The sequence below is a fragment of the Pedomonas sp. V897 genome, from assembly GCF_051304405.1.
In the GTDB taxonomy this organism is placed as follows: Bacteria; Pseudomonadota; Alphaproteobacteria; order Sphingomonadales; family Sphingomonadaceae; genus Pedomonas.
This window is the reverse complement of the sequence record NZ_JBPPGG010000004.1, coordinates 270,854-286,545: the sequence shown is the minus strand read 5'-3', so window position 1 is coordinate 286,545 and position 15,692 is coordinate 270,854. Positions and strand designations below refer to the sequence as shown.

16 protein-coding genes are annotated in these 15,692 nt (G+C 64.1%); 11 read left to right on the top strand and 5 right to left on the bottom strand.

From position 1 onward, the window contains the following. Positions 1 to 21 precede the first annotated feature (21 nt). The 4 genes from ACSJJU_RS12100 to ACSJJU_RS12085 all read left to right on the top strand — a co-directional run bounded on the left by ACSJJU_RS12100 (position 22) and on the right by ACSJJU_RS12085 (position 2,456). Positions 22 to 660 carry a DUF4142 domain-containing protein gene (locus tag ACSJJU_RS12100; RefSeq protein ID WP_435915761.1) on the top strand — a complete coding sequence of 213 codons (639 nt, stop codon included), beginning with the start codon at positions 22 to 24 and terminating at the stop codon, positions 658 to 660. Positions 661 to 1,003: 343 nt separating this feature from the next. After that, on the top strand, positions 1,004 to 1,321 hold the full coding sequence (locus tag ACSJJU_RS12095) for a hypothetical protein (RefSeq protein ID WP_435915760.1): 318 nt from the start codon (positions 1,004 to 1,006) through the stop codon (positions 1,319 to 1,321). 178 nt (positions 1,322 to 1,499) lie between these two features. Next, positions 1,500 to 2,003, top strand: coding sequence for a hypothetical protein (locus ACSJJU_RS12090; protein WP_435915759.1), 504 nt, complete (start codon positions 1,500 to 1,502; stop codon positions 2,001 to 2,003). Between the two features lie 9 nt (positions 2,004 to 2,012). Then, entirely contained in the window at positions 2,013 to 2,456 is a 444-nt protein-coding gene (locus tag ACSJJU_RS12085) for a DUF421 domain-containing protein (protein WP_435915757.1), read from the top strand. A gap of 25 nt (positions 2,457 to 2,481) precedes the next feature. On the opposite strand, the gene ligD is transcribed toward ACSJJU_RS12085, so the two are convergent. Continuing rightward, positions 2,482 to 3,348, bottom strand: a complete 867-nt coding sequence (gene ligD, locus ACSJJU_RS12080) for a non-homologous end-joining DNA ligase (RefSeq protein ID WP_435915756.1) — start codon at positions 3,346 to 3,348, stop codon at positions 2,482 to 2,484. 21 nt (positions 3,349 to 3,369) lie between these two features. After that, positions 3,370 to 4,251 carry a Ku protein gene (locus ACSJJU_RS12075; protein ID WP_435915755.1) on the bottom strand — a complete coding sequence of 294 codons (882 nt, stop codon included), beginning with the start codon at positions 4,249 to 4,251 and terminating at the stop codon, positions 3,370 to 3,372. 249 nt (positions 4,252 to 4,500) lie between these two features. Here ACSJJU_RS12075 and ACSJJU_RS12070 point away from each other — a divergent pair, with 249 nt between their 5' ends. The 3 genes from ACSJJU_RS12070 (at position 4,501) to ACSJJU_RS12060 (ending at position 8,460) form a co-directional block, all read left to right on the top strand. After that, on the top strand, positions 4,501 to 5,757 hold the full coding sequence (locus ACSJJU_RS12070) for a glycosyltransferase (protein WP_435915754.1): 1,257 nt from the start codon (positions 4,501 to 4,503) through the stop codon (positions 5,755 to 5,757). 194 nt (positions 5,758 to 5,951) lie between these two features. Next, positions 5,952 to 7,730: a hypothetical protein gene (locus ACSJJU_RS12065; RefSeq protein ID WP_435915753.1), complete on the top strand. Its 1,779-nt coding sequence runs from the start codon at positions 5,952 to 5,954 to the stop codon at positions 7,728 to 7,730. A gap of 79 nt (positions 7,731 to 7,809) precedes the next feature. Further along, entirely contained in the window at positions 7,810 to 8,460 is a 651-nt protein-coding gene (locus ACSJJU_RS12060; RefSeq protein WP_435915752.1) for a ferritin-like domain-containing protein, read from the top strand. Between the two features lie 128 nt (positions 8,461 to 8,588). Here ACSJJU_RS12060 and ACSJJU_RS12055 read toward each other — a convergent pair whose 3' ends face one another. After that, positions 8,589 to 9,092, bottom strand: a complete 504-nt coding sequence (locus ACSJJU_RS12055) for a Dps family protein (protein WP_435915751.1) — start codon at positions 9,090 to 9,092, stop codon at positions 8,589 to 8,591. A gap of 453 nt (positions 9,093 to 9,545) precedes the next feature. On the opposite strand from ACSJJU_RS12055, the gene ACSJJU_RS12050 reads away from it, so the two are divergent. The 3 genes from ACSJJU_RS12050 to ACSJJU_RS12040 all read left to right on the top strand — a co-directional run bounded on the left by ACSJJU_RS12050 (position 9,546) and on the right by ACSJJU_RS12040 (position 12,366). Beyond that, a complete protein-coding gene (locus ACSJJU_RS12050) occupies positions 9,546 to 11,318 on the top strand; it encodes a histidine kinase dimerization/phosphoacceptor domain -containing protein (protein ID WP_435915750.1) in 1,773 nt (590 codons plus the stop codon). A gap of 119 nt (positions 11,319 to 11,437) precedes the next feature. Next, entirely contained in the window at positions 11,438 to 11,728 is a 291-nt protein-coding gene (locus ACSJJU_RS12045; protein ID WP_435915749.1) for a NepR family anti-sigma factor, read from the top strand. Between the two features lie 14 nt (positions 11,729 to 11,742). Beyond that, positions 11,743 to 12,366: a sigma-70 family RNA polymerase sigma factor gene (locus ACSJJU_RS12040; RefSeq protein WP_435915748.1), complete on the top strand. Its 624-nt coding sequence runs from the start codon at positions 11,743 to 11,745 to the stop codon at positions 12,364 to 12,366. A gap of 205 nt (positions 12,367 to 12,571) precedes the next feature. On the opposite strand, the gene ACSJJU_RS12035 is transcribed toward ACSJJU_RS12040, so the two are convergent. Together ACSJJU_RS12035 and ACSJJU_RS12030 are read right to left on the bottom strand one after the other, a co-directional pair. Then, entirely contained in the window at positions 12,572 to 12,748 is a 177-nt protein-coding gene (locus ACSJJU_RS12035) for a DUF1328 domain-containing protein (RefSeq protein ID WP_435915747.1), read from the bottom strand. Positions 12,749 to 12,998: 250 nt separating this feature from the next. Beyond that, on the bottom strand, positions 12,999 to 13,778 hold the full coding sequence (locus ACSJJU_RS12030) for a response regulator (protein ID WP_435915746.1): 780 nt from the start codon (positions 13,776 to 13,778) through the stop codon (positions 12,999 to 13,001). Positions 13,779 to 14,233: 455 nt separating this feature from the next. Between ACSJJU_RS12030 and ACSJJU_RS12025 the strand changes: the two genes are divergently transcribed. Continuing rightward, positions 14,234 to 15,679, top strand: coding sequence for an HWE histidine kinase domain-containing protein (locus ACSJJU_RS12025; protein ID WP_435915745.1), 1,446 nt, complete (start codon positions 14,234 to 14,236; stop codon positions 15,677 to 15,679). Positions 15,680 to 15,692 lie beyond the last annotated feature (13 nt).

Below are 15,692 nucleotides of genomic sequence, written 5' to 3'. Positions count from 1 at the left end.
GTTCAAGAAGAGAGGGCCTACATGATGAAATGGGTCACGAGCATTGCAGTCATTGCCGCATGCCTCGCGCCAGCATGGCAGGCGGCTGCCGGTCAGGGTTCTGGAGGAGAACACCAGAGCCTTGCCCTGGCACAGTCGGGCGGACAGGCACCCGGTACCACGGCAACCCCGACATCACCGGGGCCACCGGCGTCCGGCGCCACACCGGCCGATTTGAGCAACGGCACAGCCCCGGTCTCGGCGGCCACGTTCATCGAGAAGGCCCGTGCCGGCAACCGCTTCGAGGTGGAAAGCAGCCAGATGGCCGAGGAAAAGGCAACCCAGCCCTCCCTCAAGTCCTTCGGCCGCATGATGATCAAGGACCACACCACCGCTGACCAGCGTCTGGCCAAACTGGCCTCGGACCTGGGCCATCCCAGGACCACCCAGGTGCAGCTGGAGCCGCGCCAGCAGCGCCAGCTGGAGTCGCTGGCAAGCGCCAGCGGCGGTGCGTTTGATCAGCTCTACGCACAGGCACAGCTGGAAGCCCACCAGATGGCGGTTCAGCTTTATCAATCCTACGCGAAGTCCGGCACGGACCAGCGCCTGCGTCAGTTTGCCGAGGAAACCCTGCCTGTTCTCCAGGGACATCTGAAACAGATCGAAGCCATGACGCAGTGAATATTGCCAGTAAAAATAAATGCACCGCCCCCGGATGAAAAGCAAACAGGATTCAATTCTGCTGCTCCGGGACTTCTCGACATAAAAATCGATGAATTTCTGCAGCGTGCCCGCAGCCTGAACAAATGATGGTGCGCGACCCTAAGTTGCAGCGATTGCAGGCGGAATTCCGGTCAGGCCGGCACAGGCCATTCCGCAGACCAGGATGAACGCCAACTGAACGGAATAAGTTACGGAAATAATTAGGTTTTTACAAAACCCACCCACGCCGCAAAACCCCATTCCAGGGGAACTTTTTCTCCAAGAGAATGTTTTAGCTGCGGTTAACCTTCTGGAGGCTGTTATGGGAAAAACTCTCATCCCGCTGAGTTCTATTGTTGCGCTGATGCTCGTTGCCGCCTGTGATCAGGGTGCAAACCAGCAGGCCGGCACCGATACTGGCACAACAATGGACCAGACCACGACGGATCAGTCGGAAATGCAGGCTGAGACGCTGGAGAGCCAGGCTGATCAGGTTCGCGAGCAAGCGGAGCAGCAGGCTGATACGCTTGAGGAACAGGCCGACGTGGAGCGGGCAAGGCCCGACGCAGCAACAACGACCACGCCAGATTCCACAACCACGACAACAACCACAACGACGCCGGAAACCCAGCCCCGCTAAGCGGCCCGGCGCGACATCGACTCTCCCTGAAGTGCTCCGGCTCCCACGAGGCGGGGCACTTTTCGTTTTATTGCCCGGATTGTTTGTTGCTCCGGGTTCAGAACCGCCTTGGCAACCTGTCGGCACGCCGTGCTCCGCGCTGCGGAACAGCCCAGTTGCTGCGGCGTTCCGCATCGCAATGACAACAGACCCCATTCTTGAAGCGCCGCGCACCATTGCCGAACTGCGCCGCCTGGAGCCGATCCAGCGGACCACATGGCGCGTCCAGCGGGTCGGGTGGTGGGTGCTGCTGACCGTGACCATTGCCGGGACTCTCGGCCTTCTTGGCGGCGGCCCTCTGTCGAGAACGGAGACCCGGCAGGGCGGCGCGACAGTCCGCTATGACGCCGTCCTCCGGCGACAGGCGGACACCGACATCGTGTTCGATATTCCCTCATCCGCCGGCCGGGCCAGACTCACGCTTCCCGCGCGATACATGGACGCCGTCGAGATCGCTGACATCCAGCCTGCGCCACTTGCCGCCTATGCCACGCAGCGCGGCCAGACCTTTCTGTTTCTGGCACCTCGCGCCCACGCACGGATCCGGCTGACGGTGCGGGCGAGCCGCATCGGGTGGCTCGACTTCTCCCCCGTTGTCAACGCGCAGGTGCTGCCCACCCACCATCCACTGGTCTTGCCATGAGGGACGGTTATGACTGCGGTGCTCAACACGATCGCCATTTATGTTGCGCTTCTGATCGTGTTTCGCATTGCCGGACGGCGCAGCCTCGGCAACATCACGAACTTTGATATGGTGGTCTTGCTGGTTATCAGTGAATCCGTCCAGCAGGCGCTGATCCGCAATGACTATTCCTTCACCAATGCGCTCCTCGTTTTTGTCACCCTCGTCACGCTCGACGTGGGGCTGTCCCTGCTGCGCCTGAAATTCCGCCGGATCGACGCTTACATTCAGGGCGTCCCGACCGTCCTGATTGCGGAAGGCGAATGCCGGGTGGAAGCCATGCGCCGGTCGCGGGTCGATCTTGCCGACATCATGGAATCCGCCCGCCTGAAACACGGTCTCGAACGGCTGGACGAGATCCGCTTCGCCATTCTCGAATCCAATGGCGAGATCTCCATCATTCCGGCCAAATAGAACTTCGTGACGCCTGCCTTGGCACTCATCCGCGCGGCAGGGGCCCGCGAGCCTCTTCGAATGTCTCCCAGGGGTCGCGCGAACCGGATACGAGGCGTTCGCGCAAGGACGGAAGGGTGAAAGCGTCGGGCCTTATGCCATCCTCCACTTCGCGCCATGCCACGGGCGTTGCTACGGGAGCCCCCGCCCGCGCACGCGGGCAGTAGGAGGCGATGGAGGTGGTGCCGCGACCATTGCGCAGGTAGTCGATAAAAATTCGGCCCCGGCGCCGTTCCATTGAGGAATGGGCCGTGAGCCGGTCCGGGGCCTCTTCCGCAAGACGTTTGGCAAAGGCATGGGCCCACTCCCGCACGTCATCCCAGCGGGCCGTCCGATCAAGCGGTGCGACAATATGAAGGCCCTTCCCGCCGGATGTCTTTGCGAAGGCGACAAGCCCTGCGGCCTCCAGCGCCGCGCGGATGAGAAAGGCGGCGTCGATGACGTTGCCCCATGCGACGGACGGCGCGGGGTCAAGATCGAAAATCAGTTGATCGGCATGCTCGATATCCTCGGCAAGCGCGGACCAGGGATGGATTTCAATCACGCTCAACTGGACGAGCCCGGCAAGCCCGGCAAAGTCATCGATCACGGGCGCAAGCGTGTTGGCTTCATCGAGCGTGACGGTGCGCAGGCCTTCCGGCAGCGTCTGGGCGACATGTTTCTGGAAAAAGCACTCGCCGCCAATGCCGCCCGGGCAGCGCAGCAGGGCAAGCGGCCGGCCGACCACGTGCGGCTTCATCCGGGGCCAGACGCAGGCGTAGTAATCGAGCAGATCCTGCTTGGTCAGGCCCGCATCCGGCCAGAGCACCCGGCCGGGGCTGGAGAGCGCGTATCGGGACGCCTCAGGCACCATGCAGCCCTTTCTTTCGCACGCTCACGCCTTGCGGCGTGACGCCCGCTGGCGGGGCGGGCTCTTGCGGCTTGCGGTGCCGCGCCTGACATCCCCTGCCCTTTTTGCCTGAGAGCCACCCCGTTTCTCCCCGCCGCCCGAGGTGGCAAGGCTCTGGCGCAAGGCCTCGTACAGATCCACCACATTGGCGGGCAGGCTGAGCGCGGGCCGCGCAGGATGACGCCCCGCTTCCTTCGCCTTGATGAGATCGAGCAGCGCTTCCTCGTAGCGGTCGGTGAAGGTCTCGGGCTCGAACGGCGACGCGCGCGTCTGAATGATATGACTGGCGAGCGCCACCATCTCGGGCTCGGCCGAAATCGGCGTGACGGTTCCGGCGATCTCGCCAATGTCCCGCACTTCGTAGTTGAAGCGCAGAGCGGTCATCAGCAGGATACCGGCGCGGGGCTGCAACAGAACGGGCCGCTCGCGCCGGTGGAGGACAATGCTGCCCAGACCCGCCATGCCGCTGGCATCCATGGCGTCGCGGATCAGCGCAAACGCCTCCTCGCCTGCGCCCGGTTCAGGCACGAGAGCATAGGGCGTGTCGAGATAAAGCGGGTCCACATCCTCCGGCCGGCAGAAGCTGTGGATGTCAATGACGCGCGTCGCCTCCAGCGCGATCGAGTCCAGATCTTCCTCCTCCAGCACCACGAAATCGCCCTCGGCAATTTCGTAGCCCTTGACCTGCTCCTCGGGGTCAACGGGCGCGCCGGTTTCGGCGTCGATGTAAAGCCTGCGCACCCGGTTTCCGGTTTTGCGGTTCAACGTGTTGAAGGAGACGCGCTCGGACGGGCGCAGCAGGCCATGCACCTCGACGGCACAGGACACCAGGGACAGTTTCAGATACCCCTCCCAGAGTGCGCGCATCGGAATTTTCTCCCCGGCCGGAGCGGGACACGGCGGCCACCGCCTGCCTGTCATCCGGCAGCGAGGAAAGCGCGACGGCGTCTCCCTTGTTCCTGCGCCCTTGTTCTTGGGCCTGTTTCCCGATGCCCGAGCCCGGTTGAGGTTCGTGACGTACCGTTCTGGCGAAGGAACCGTGGCTAAATTCTCGCGTTTGGATCACCAAAAGGGCCGTCATGCGCCTCCCGCTCCCTGTACAAGGATGAGTTGTCCATGCCTCTCATTGAACTGGCGAAAGCCGCCGGGCAGACGGACCAGTCCAGATATTCTGCGGTGATTGGCGTTCCCGTCCACAATGAAGAATGTTACATTGCCCGCAGCCTGAGACTGCTCGATCGTCAGATCGACCCCACGGATGATTTTGCAATCGTCTTGTTGCTCAACAACTGCACGGACGGAACGCTGGCTGTCCTGCACGCGCTCGCATCGAGCCTGAGGCGCGATGTCTATTTTTCCGACATCGCGTTGCCGAAAAGTCTGGCTCACGCAGGCATGGCCCGCAAACTGGCAATGGACGCCGCGGCGCAGTTGACCGCCCCGCATGGCATCGTGCTCACCACCGATGCGGATGCGATCGTGGCGGAGGACTGGCTCGCAATGACCCGCTTGCACATCGCCAACGGCGCGGATGCGGTCAGTGGTTTCGTCCGCCACAATCCGGCGGAAAAAGCCGAATGGCCGGACGCCCTGAAGGACAGAACCGATCTGGAATGCCATTACGAGGACCTGCTCGCGGAGCTTTACGCGCTTCTCGATCCAAGACCGCATGACCCCTGGCCGAACCACACGATCACCCTCGGCGCCAGCCTTGCCGCAACGCTGGAGGCCTACCGGACGTGCGGCGGCATTCCGCCCGTGCCCTGCGGAGAGGACCGGGCCTTCATCGCCGCGCTCGAGCGCATCGACGCCAGGGTGCGATTTCCCCGCGACGTTGAGGCCTTCACCTCAAGCCGGCTGAGCGGCCACGCGGACGGCGGCATGGCCGCCACCCTCAGGGCCCGGGCCGGTGACCCGAGCCTGCCGTGTGACCCGCTGCTGGAACCTGTCGCCATGGCCTGCAAGCGCGCGGAATGGCGGCGCTCCTTGCGGGCGATCTGGCCTGCGCCGTTGCCGGCCGGCTGGTCGCAGACGCTGAAAATCATCCCGACCCGGCTGAAGGATCTGTGGGCGGCTCCCGGCTTTGGCCAGGCCTGGCAAGGGATCGAGGCAGCAAGCCCGGAACTGGAGCGGCGCTGCCTGACCCTCGATCAGTTGCGGGGCGAGCTGCAATGTCTGGAACCTCTGGTGGCACGGCTGCGCCTTCAGCAGGCCGGCCGTCAGGAGGCCGCCCGTCCCGCCGCCCAGACCGCCCGGCCCTCGCCCGGTTATGTGGATCGCGCCGCCAGCGTCGCCGCCAAGGCAGCAGCGTCGGCGATCGCGTCTCCGCTGGCGGACGCGCCTGTCGCCTCGGCAGCAACGACCACACCGTAGCGCCGCCTCCCCGCGATCCGAGCGCCCCCGCGCCCGTGCGGGCTTTTTAACGGTCCGCCGCCAACGGGTGGAGCGGCAGGGAGGCTCCAGTCGTTTTGTCCGCAGGCGGGCACAAGGCGCTGACATTCAGCTTCCACCCGCTGCGTGAATTTGGCGCTTCCCCCAATCCTCTCGACAGCCACCAGGAGAAGAACATGAACCAGCGAGATCAATTCGGCGGACAAAAATCTGACGAGCACCGCACGCCCGGGTCCACCTCGACGAACCAGACCCACGGCCAGCAGGGAACCTACGGGCAGGGCGAATTAAGCTCCAGCCAGGAAACCCAGAGCCCTTCGGGCCTTGGCCACAGCGGCGGGTCTCAGGGCGGCTACAGCCACCGCGAACGGCACGATCTCGGCGCGCAGACGGAACCCGGCCAGTTCAACCAGGCGGGCCGCGACGAGGGCTATTCGTCCGGCCGCGGCATGGGCAGCGGCGGAGCCATGGGCGGCGGCATGGGTGGCTATGGTCAGGCCGCAGGCAGCTACGGGCAGACCGGCATGAGCGGCTATGGCCAGTCCACCGGCGGCCTCTATGGCGGCGGCACCTCGGGTGAAAGCGGCTCCCAGTTCGGGCAGAGCCAGTTCGGGCAGGGACAGTATCCGGCCGGCGCCGGCCAAAGCTATGGGCAGGGTGCGCAGTCCGGCTATGGCGGTCAGGGGCAGCTTTACGGCAGCCAGCAGGGCTATGGCGGTTACGGCAGCCAGTCCTACGGCGGCATGGGTCAGGGCGGCCAGAACCTCGGCAGCCCGGGCTATGGCGGCACAGGCGGCACAGGCGGCTACGGCACCCAGAGCGGCTATGGCGGCCAGAGCCAGAGCTATGGGGCGCTGGGCCAGAGCTACGCCACCCAGGGCATCGGCAGCGGCAGTCAGGGCTATCAGAGCGGCTATGGCAGCTTTGGTCAGGGCGACCAGAACCAGGGCTACCAAAGCGGCTATGGCAGCTTCGGCCAGGGCGGCCAAGGCTACGCCAGCCAGGGCTATGGCACCGGCGGCTATGGCGGCATGGGCCAGAGCAACCAGGGCTATGGCGGGCAAGGCTATAGCGGCGGCATGGGCTACGGCGGCCAGAGCTACAGCGGCCACACCTTTGGCGGTGGCGGCCCCAGCATGGGCGGCTACGGTCAGGGCAGCTACGGTCAGGGCGGCTACAGCGGCAGCAGCGCCGGTCAGGGCGGCTACGGCTACGGCGGCCTCGGCACTGGCCAGAACTGGCAGAGCCAAAGCTACGGCGGCTACAGCCCCGGCTACATGGGCAGCCACCCCGGCAGCCAGGAACAGGGCTATGGCAGCCAGGGCGGCCACATGGGCATGGGCGGCAGCTACAGCGGCTCAAGCGGCTTCGGCGGTCAGGGTGCCCAGAGCTATGGTCAGGGCAGCGCCTACGGCGGCCAGAGCCATCCCATGGGCATGGGTCAGGGCAGCAGCTACTCGGGGCAGGGCCAGAGCAGCTATGGCGGCTCGCAGGCAGGCTACGGCGGTCAGCAGACGCCGCGCGCCCATGTGGACGAGGACTATTACCAGTGGCGCGAGAGCCAGCTGAAAGCCTTCGATCAGGATTACGAGGAGTGGCGCCGGGAGCGCCAGAAGCGCTTCAGCTCGGAGTTCGATGAGTGGCGGCGCAGCCGCTCCCCCGGCACGATGGGGACATCGGGCAGCGAAAGCGAACGCAGCAGCATGTCCGGCAGCAGCTCCTCCTCCGGCATGACGGGCATGGGAAGCAGTGCCATGTCCGGCAGCAGTGCAAGCGGCATGTCGTCGGACCCGACCGGGTCGCGCGGCCTGGGTGATGATACGGATACCGGCAGCGAGAACGCCAGCGCGTCGGGCACCAGCCGCAGCGCCAGCGGCTCCCGCACCTCGAGCAGCGCGACCGGCTCCGACCGGTCCTCCAGCGCGTCGGGCCGGAGCACGAGCGAGCGGAAGTAACGCTGGCAAACGGCGATCCCTGACTGAGCGTGCCGGGGCGGCTGTCTCCGCCCCGGCACATGCTCAAGGACACAGTGCCATGGAAGACAACACCCTCCTCGATGTCTACCTTGACGAGCTCAAGGATATCTGGAGTGCGAACGAGCAGATGTTCGAGGTTGTATCCGAAATGGTGGATGCGGCCGGCAACCGTCGCTTAGGCGAACTCCTGAAACGGATCACCATGCGTCTTGAAGCCCGCAACCGCACCATTCGCGATCTGCTGACCCGGCACGGTGTGGAAGAGGGCCCGATCGACCAGAGCAGGGCCATGGTTGGCCTTGCCGAACAGGCACGGGAGGAAACGCTGGAAAAACCGCTGACCGATGCCGCCCGTGATGTGGTCATCATCGCCCAGGTCCAGCGCATGGCCCATTACTGCATCGCCGGATACGGAACGGCCCGCGCCCTCGCAGAAGCCCTCGCCCTGCCCGCCGACGCGCAAACCCTCTCGACCGATCTCGACACGGTCTATGCCAGCGACGAGCTTCTCACCCATCTTGCGGAGACGGTTATCAACCCCTCCTCCGCCGACGAGGACGAAGACACGGAGGATGAGGACGAAGAGGATGATGCGGTCGGTATCCTGGATGAATCGGACGAGGAAAAGAACGGCTACGACGACGGCGATCTGGACGATGACGATGAGGACGACGAGGAGGAAGACGAGGATGAAGGCCGCATGAAATAGAACCCGGCCCCGGGGTCTGGGGGGTCTGGGGGGTCTGGGCAGGTGGGCTCCGGGCAGGTGCCCATCCCTCCAGGCGCCCCCTCCAACCGCCCCCTCCAACCGCCATGTGCGGATGCGCCGGTGCCGCTTCAGGCCAGCAGGGCTTTCAGCATCCAGGCATTTTTTTCATGAGCGCCGATACGGCCGATCAGCATGTCCTCGGTGAACTTGTCCTGCGCGTCCGCCGCCGCGTTGGAGAATTCGCGGAAGCGCTTGGCCAGCGCCTCGTTGTCGGCGATGAGGGCCGTCAGCATCTCCTCGGAGGACTTGATGGTGCTTTCCACCTCAACAATGCTGAACTGCCTGAACTCGGCAAATCCGGCAGGGACGGGATAGCCAAGGCCGCGAATACGCTCGGCAAGAGCATCGATCGCCTCGTCCAGATCCTCGTACTGTTGTTCCGTGAGTTTATGGATGCCGTAAAAGTTGGGGCCGACAATATTCCAGTGCGTCCCGAGGGTCTTCAGATACAGGCTGAACGTGTCGGCCACCGCCCGGCAGAGCGCATCTGCCAGACGGCCGATCATGGCCTGGTCGATGCCGGTATCAACGGCTTGCACCGTGGCGGTGTGGGTCGGTTCGTTGGGGATCACGGGACGGCTCCTTGTCGTTATGGTCGTCATTCTGGTCGTCGTTCTGGTGGCCGTGCTTTTCCGGCAGAAAAAACGCCACCGCTTGACCGGCTAACGCCACACGTCCGCCCGCGTTCCCGTCTGGCGCGCGCTTCGGCAAGCTGCGCCAGAGTGTCGCGCAATCGAGACTTGGCGGAACAATCCGCGCAGCCAGGAATTTTGCAGGATGAGGGTGATGGAGTGCGGTTGGCCGGTGATGGTCCGTATGACAAGACAGGACACACGGAGGCAATCCTCGCCTATCGGTCTGCCCCTTGCAGGCAAGCCCCGGCAGGTCGAAGGCGACGCCAGATCGGCAAGCAAGCGCCCGTCGAACCCGGATTTCAGACGACTCCAACCACGACAATATACACATTCTCTTAAGGCCTGCTGTGCCTTAGACTGCATATCAAAGGGCATGGGAGCGGCAGGCTGTTGACAACCTCCCTCAATCTTGCGCGCAGGAAACAAGCCCGGCCCGCCCGTCGCGGACCGGGCCTTGGCCGCCTTCTGCGGCTGCGCGCGCCGCTGCGATCCGTCGGCTTCCGTGAACAGCTGACCTTTCTGCTTGCCCTGTCGCTGGCGCCCTATCTGCTCCTGTCCCTGTACAACGCCAACCAGGCTTACGTGACCTATCGGAACCAGCTTGAGCACACCGTGCTGCTGGCCTCGGAAGTCATCTCGGCGCGCGAGAAGCTGCTGCTGGAGGAGACCCGGTTTCTGTTGCAAGGGATCGGAGGCAACGTCGGGCTGCGCCTCGATTCAGACACCAACACCACCCAGTGCCGCCCGGGCAACAGCGACGACATCCGCATGTTGCCCCATCTGATCGGCTTTCAGGCCATCGATGCGCTGGGGCAGACCATCTGCCGCTATGGAAACGACCTCTCGGTGGAAATTTCGTCCGAGCGGTTTGCCTTTCGCCAGTCCTCCAGCCTCGTCAGTCTGGTGCCCGGCCGCACCCCCCAGCAGCGCGCCATCGGCCTCGTCTCCGTTCCCTGGAAAACCGGGGAAAACGGAGAAACCAGCGGCCAGCTGATCGCCGCCCTCGACACCCTCGCCTTCACCGAGGCAACGCAGGATCTGGCCCTCCCCGGAGACACGAGCATTGCGCTCATCGACACCGACGGCAATTACCTCACCCTCGCCGGCGACGATCCGGCCAACGTCCAATGGCTGCCCCGCCAGGAGGTGCTGCCGCTGGCGGACAAATCCGGTGCCTCGTCGCTGGTGGCCCGCGATGGCAAGGAGCGGCTCTACATCGTGCGCAAACTGGGCGAGTCCCAGATGCTGCTGGTCGCCGCCGCACCAATCGCCTCCGTGCGGGACATGGCGCTCTTTGTGCTGCTGAGCGGCATTGCCGGCTCGCTGCTCATGCTGCTGCTCATGCTGGGGGCGGTGTGGTGGCTGTTCCACCATTTCGTGACCCGGCCCGTTGCGAGCCTGGAGAAAACCTTCCTCGCCTACGCCAACGGCAACCTCTCCGTCCGGGCGCGGCCGCAGGCGCACGCCGCCCGGGAAATTCGCTCCCTCGCCGTCTCCTTCAACCGCATGGCCGGCTCGTTCTCCGAGATCAACCAGAACCTCGTCCACGCCGCCGTGCGGGAGCGGGCGCTGCGGCGCGAGCTGCACCACCGCGTCAACAACAACATGCAGATCATCCTCGGCCTTCTGAACCTGGAGGCCCGGGCCGCCAATCGTGCGGAGGAGATCTCCCAGCTCAACAACCTGATCCAGCGGGTGCTGGCCATCTCCATCGTCCACCGGCGCTTCTACGAAGGGCTCCGCACGGACATGATCGACTTCACCAGCAGCCTTTCCGACCTGCTGGACCGGCTGCGGAATCAGGACAATGCCTCCCTGCTGGTGCGCTCGCTGAAGCTGGACGCCGCCTCCTGCGAGCTTCCCATCGACCAGGCGGTCCCGCTTGCCCTGCTGGTCTGCGAATGGGTGCGTGCCCTAAACCATATCGGCATCGATGAGCCGCTCACGCCCACGCTCCGTCTGACCACGGAACGGGCGAACGGGCTCGTCTCGATGAAGCTCACCGGCATTGAAACCATTTCGCCGCAGGAGTTCGATGACATCGAGGATGTCAGCCGGAAGCTCATCAACGTGCTGCGCAAGCAGCTTGACCACCAGGGCCGGGAGCAAGGCGACACGCTCTGGGAGATCCGGTTTCGGGCCCGCGGCTCGTCGGGGATCTGAGGACTGCGACTCTGAGAACTGCGACAGGGATTCCGGGGGTCATGGCTTCCTTCTGACGGGATGGACCAGGGCACACGCAGCGGAATATGCTTCAATATTCAACACACGGATGAACGGCAATGGAACCAAAGTCCAAGGGACACGTTAAACCAACGATTGGATCACGGCGGGTTGGACGGCAAGTGCTCAGTATGGAAGGGCGGGGTCAAAAGATCAAAAAGGTCGAAGGAACGGGTGCCTACTGGGCGTCCCGGTCCTCGAAATATACCTCCACTTCAGGTCTGGTAAACCGGGTCACGCAGAGCTTGCGCGCTGTGTACGACGACGTGCTGAATGAACCCATCCCTGAAGAATTCACCGCTTTGCTCGGCCGCCTCGAGGAGGCCGAAAAGAGCGGTTCAGGACAATAGTAGCAGGTGACACGATGGCATCCAGCTCCGAGCCGGCGCCTAAATTCGATTTCAAATCGGAGCTTATCTCGGTCCTGCCCCACCTCCGCGCCTTCGCGCGAAGCCTGACAGGCCAGCGGGACGCGGCCGACGATCTGGTGCAGGATGCCCTGACCAAGGCATGGGCATCGCGGGACCGGTTTGAGCCTGGAACATCCATGAAGGCATGGACCTTCATGATCCTTCGCAACAGCTACATCTCCCAGATGCGTCGCCGCCGCTTCACCAGCGACTGGGACGAGGAGCGCGCCGCACGCGTTCTGGTGATCTCCGCCAGTCAGGACGGCAACCTCGAACTTGGCGACCTGCACCGGGCGCTCCAGATTCTTCCCGAACAGCAACGCGAAGCCCTGATCCTGGTGGGCGCCGGCGGCCTGTCCTACGAGGAGGTTGCCCAGATCTGCGGCGTTGCGATCGGCACTGTCAAAAGCCGCGTGGCGCGCGCACGCGCAGCGCTGGCGTCCCTGATCGAGAGCGGCAACATCTGTAGCCGCATGGGCCACGATGATACGGCCGACACGGAAACGGCGGATGCCATCCTCAACGAGGTTGAGGTGATCGAGAGCCGGTACTCCGGCAATCGTGCATCCTCTCGGTAAGCGGCTTGATCGACCGACTGCTCGATCGACCGCTGTTGACAGACGTCCCGCTGCTCACAGGCAGCAAGGCCCTACCGGGCCGGGGGTGACGGACAGGCACGCGGCTGGCATCGCAACTTCCTGGCAGGGCAATTGATGCGGCCCCGGCCTGTCCTCCTGTCATCTCTTCCTGTCATCCTCTTGGCCGAAAGGCCTCAGGCCGCGCTCAGACTGCGGGCGGCTTGCGGTTGAACAGTGCGAGCACCAGGCTGATGAGGAACAGAACCAGGAAAACAAAAAAGATGATCTTTGCAATGCCGACGGACGCAACCGCTATGCCGGAGAATCCGAACAGCGCCGCAATCAACGCAATGACAAAAAAAGCGGCTGCCCAATAAAGCATATGCCGTCTCCCGGTTCATAGGCCTGGAAGACAACACTCCGTCCCGGCGTTGGTTCCGCTCCCGACACTTGTTGGCTCAGGATTTCATTGGGTTTTCTCGATCGGGTTCGGACGGCACACCACCCGCCAAGGGCTGAGGACGGCGACCGAGGACTGACCGACCTGGGTCGCAGATCCCCAAAACGGACCGGGAGTCCGGCGTCGCCGCCAGACTCCCCTTTTGCTGCTCGCTTGTCCGATCCGTCCCCTGTCAGGACACGTCGATCGCCTGACCGATGGTTGCCTTGACCACGCGCCGGTCAAACGGCTTGGTGATGAGAAAGGCCGGCTCGGGGCGGTCACCCGTCAGCAGCCGTTCCGGGAAGGCGGTCACGAAAATCACCGGCACGTTGAACTGCTTGAGGATCTCCGTTGCCGCCTCCAAGCCCGAGCTGCCATCGGCCAGCTGGATGTCGGCCAGGATCAGCTCCGGGTAGCCTGACTGCGCCAGCTCCACCGCCTCGGCGTGGGTCGAGGCAACGCCCACCACGGTATGCCCCAGTTCCTCGATGAGATTTTCCAGATCCATCGAAATGATGGGCTCATCCTCGATGATCAGAACCCGGAGTGCCGAGCGCTGGTCGATCTCGGTCAGCGCCGCTTCGACCAGTTCCTCGATATCGCGTTCGTCGCGGTCCATGATCCGCGCCGCTTCCTCGTAGCTGAAGCCCTCAAGGGTGGTCAGCAACAGAGCCTGGCGGGAATCGAGAGACATCTCGGTCGAGCGGTAAAGCGGCGGAAGCACCTCGCTGCTGCCGTTTACGACAGACCGATCCCCAATCTGCATGAACGTGGACGACAGAATGGTCTGAAACAGGCGGTACAGCGTGATCCGCATCTCGTTCGGACGCCGAAACATGCTGGAGTCTTCGAGAATGACTTCCAAACAGGCCCGGACAAAAGCGTCACCAGCCGCCTGAGTGCCCAGCAAAGCGCGCGCATAGCGCCGCAAATGGGGCAGGTGAACCTGAATTTCCCTGGCTATTGACATGTCCCTCTTCGCTTCTTCTTGGCCTGGTTTATCTCGGCCTTGTCCGTGAAGGACGAAAAGACCCCGCTCGCGTGTAACGTTTGATAACCAGAAAGGTTTCAAAAGTGAGCTAAGATATTCAAAGCAAAGCCGTTTCGGACACAAGGATACGATCGGCCGAACAACGGGCACGGGGTAATCAACCACAACACTGTCAGGCATTTGTTGAACAACCTCAACAGCTATGCCTGCCCTGTCTCAGGATTATACCTTCACGCTCCGAAAGGCCAGAAAGTAATATATTCCGCTGATCCAACAGGCCTGAATACCGTGTCTTTTGCCATTTTGGTACAAGGTGCAGCTTTGCGGTTGCATTGGTAACACCACAAAAGCACTATCTCCCCTGAACTCATGCAGAGGCGAACGTGCGCGCCTTCCTGCATTGTCCTGACTAGAGGCGAGGGGGAGGACGGACCATGGTCGCGCAGGGCAGTGTTCTGAATGCAGCGGCTGGCGCAGTCGATCTCATCAGTCTGCCAGCGACCATGTTCGCAACGACCGCGGATCTATGGCACGTCAGGCCGGAGACGGCGGTCTCCGGAGACATTCTCATTCTCGTGGGCTTTCTCCTGACACTGCTGGCAATCGTCATCGTGGCGATGCAGCATGGCCGGACAGGCTGGAAATTCGTCTGCGTCTTTTTCGGCTGTATTGCCCTGTTGAGCGGATGCGGCCTTGCGATGTCCGAGCTTGACCTTGTGCAGACCGGCAGCCTGCTGATGTTCCGGCTTCAGTGTGCGGCGGGCCTGTCCGCCATCCTCTCCACCCTGGCGCTCCGGCCCGCCCTCGCCGGGGTGGTGCCTTTTGCCGGACCCGGGGGTGGGACGCGGCAGCTCGCCGGCGCGCCCCCTGCCCTCCCGCTCCGCGCCGGGCCCGGCGGGGCGCTCAGCCTCGAGGACGCGCTGAGAGGCACGGGCGCTGCCGTTTTCGCGCACGCGGCCAACCTCTCGGTGCGCTGGACGACTCCCCTTGGCGAAGTCTCCGGTAGCGGCGAGAACGGGATCGCCAACAGCGCTCCCGGGGCTTCTGTATCGGCCCTTTCGCCGCTGCTGCGGGAACGGGTCACCGAGGCGCTGCGCACCGCTCTTGCGCGCAACGAGGCGGTCGCGACCAACTTCCGGCTGGACGACCGCGAAGGCACCCCGCGCTGGTATGAGCTGACGATCCAGCCCGGCGTATTCGCGGATGGTGAGCGCGGCGCCATCGGCTGCCTGTTCGACGTGACCCGCTTCCGCCGGGCGGAAGCACACTGCCGCGCCCTGCTTCAGGAGACCACGCACCGGGCCAAGAACATGCTCGCGGTGATCCAGAGCGTGGTGCGGATGAGCGCCAAGACGCTCAATGTGCCGCCCGCCGCCATCGAGCCGTTCACCGCCCGCCTGCAATCGGTTGCCCTCGCCTATGACCTTCTGGTGCGGGAGGACTGGGAGGGGGTGACCCTGCCGGACCTCATTCGCACCCAGCTCAACCATGCGCTTGGCAACGACGCCTCGCGCGCGACATGGTCAGGCCCGCCGCTACGGCTGCGCCCCGCCGCGGTCCAGACGCTCGCACTCGCCCTGCATGAGCTGGCGGTCAAGGCGGGCGCTCAGGGGGCCCTGACCCGGCCCGAAGGCCGCCTTGAAATCAGGTGGGAGACCGGCGCCCTCAAGGACGGCAGCCCCGGCTATCGTCTGGTTTGGCAGGAGAACGGCGGCCCGGTGCCGGAGAGGGTTGGAGAGCGCAAGTCCTTCTCGCGGGACATTCTGGAGCGGCTCACCCCCCGGGGATTGCGCGGCGAAGTCTCCTCCACCTACGCGCCGGACGGCACCTTTCACTGGGAGATCCGCTTCCCCGTTAGCAACGTGCTCTCACCGCGCTGACGGCAGCCGGACA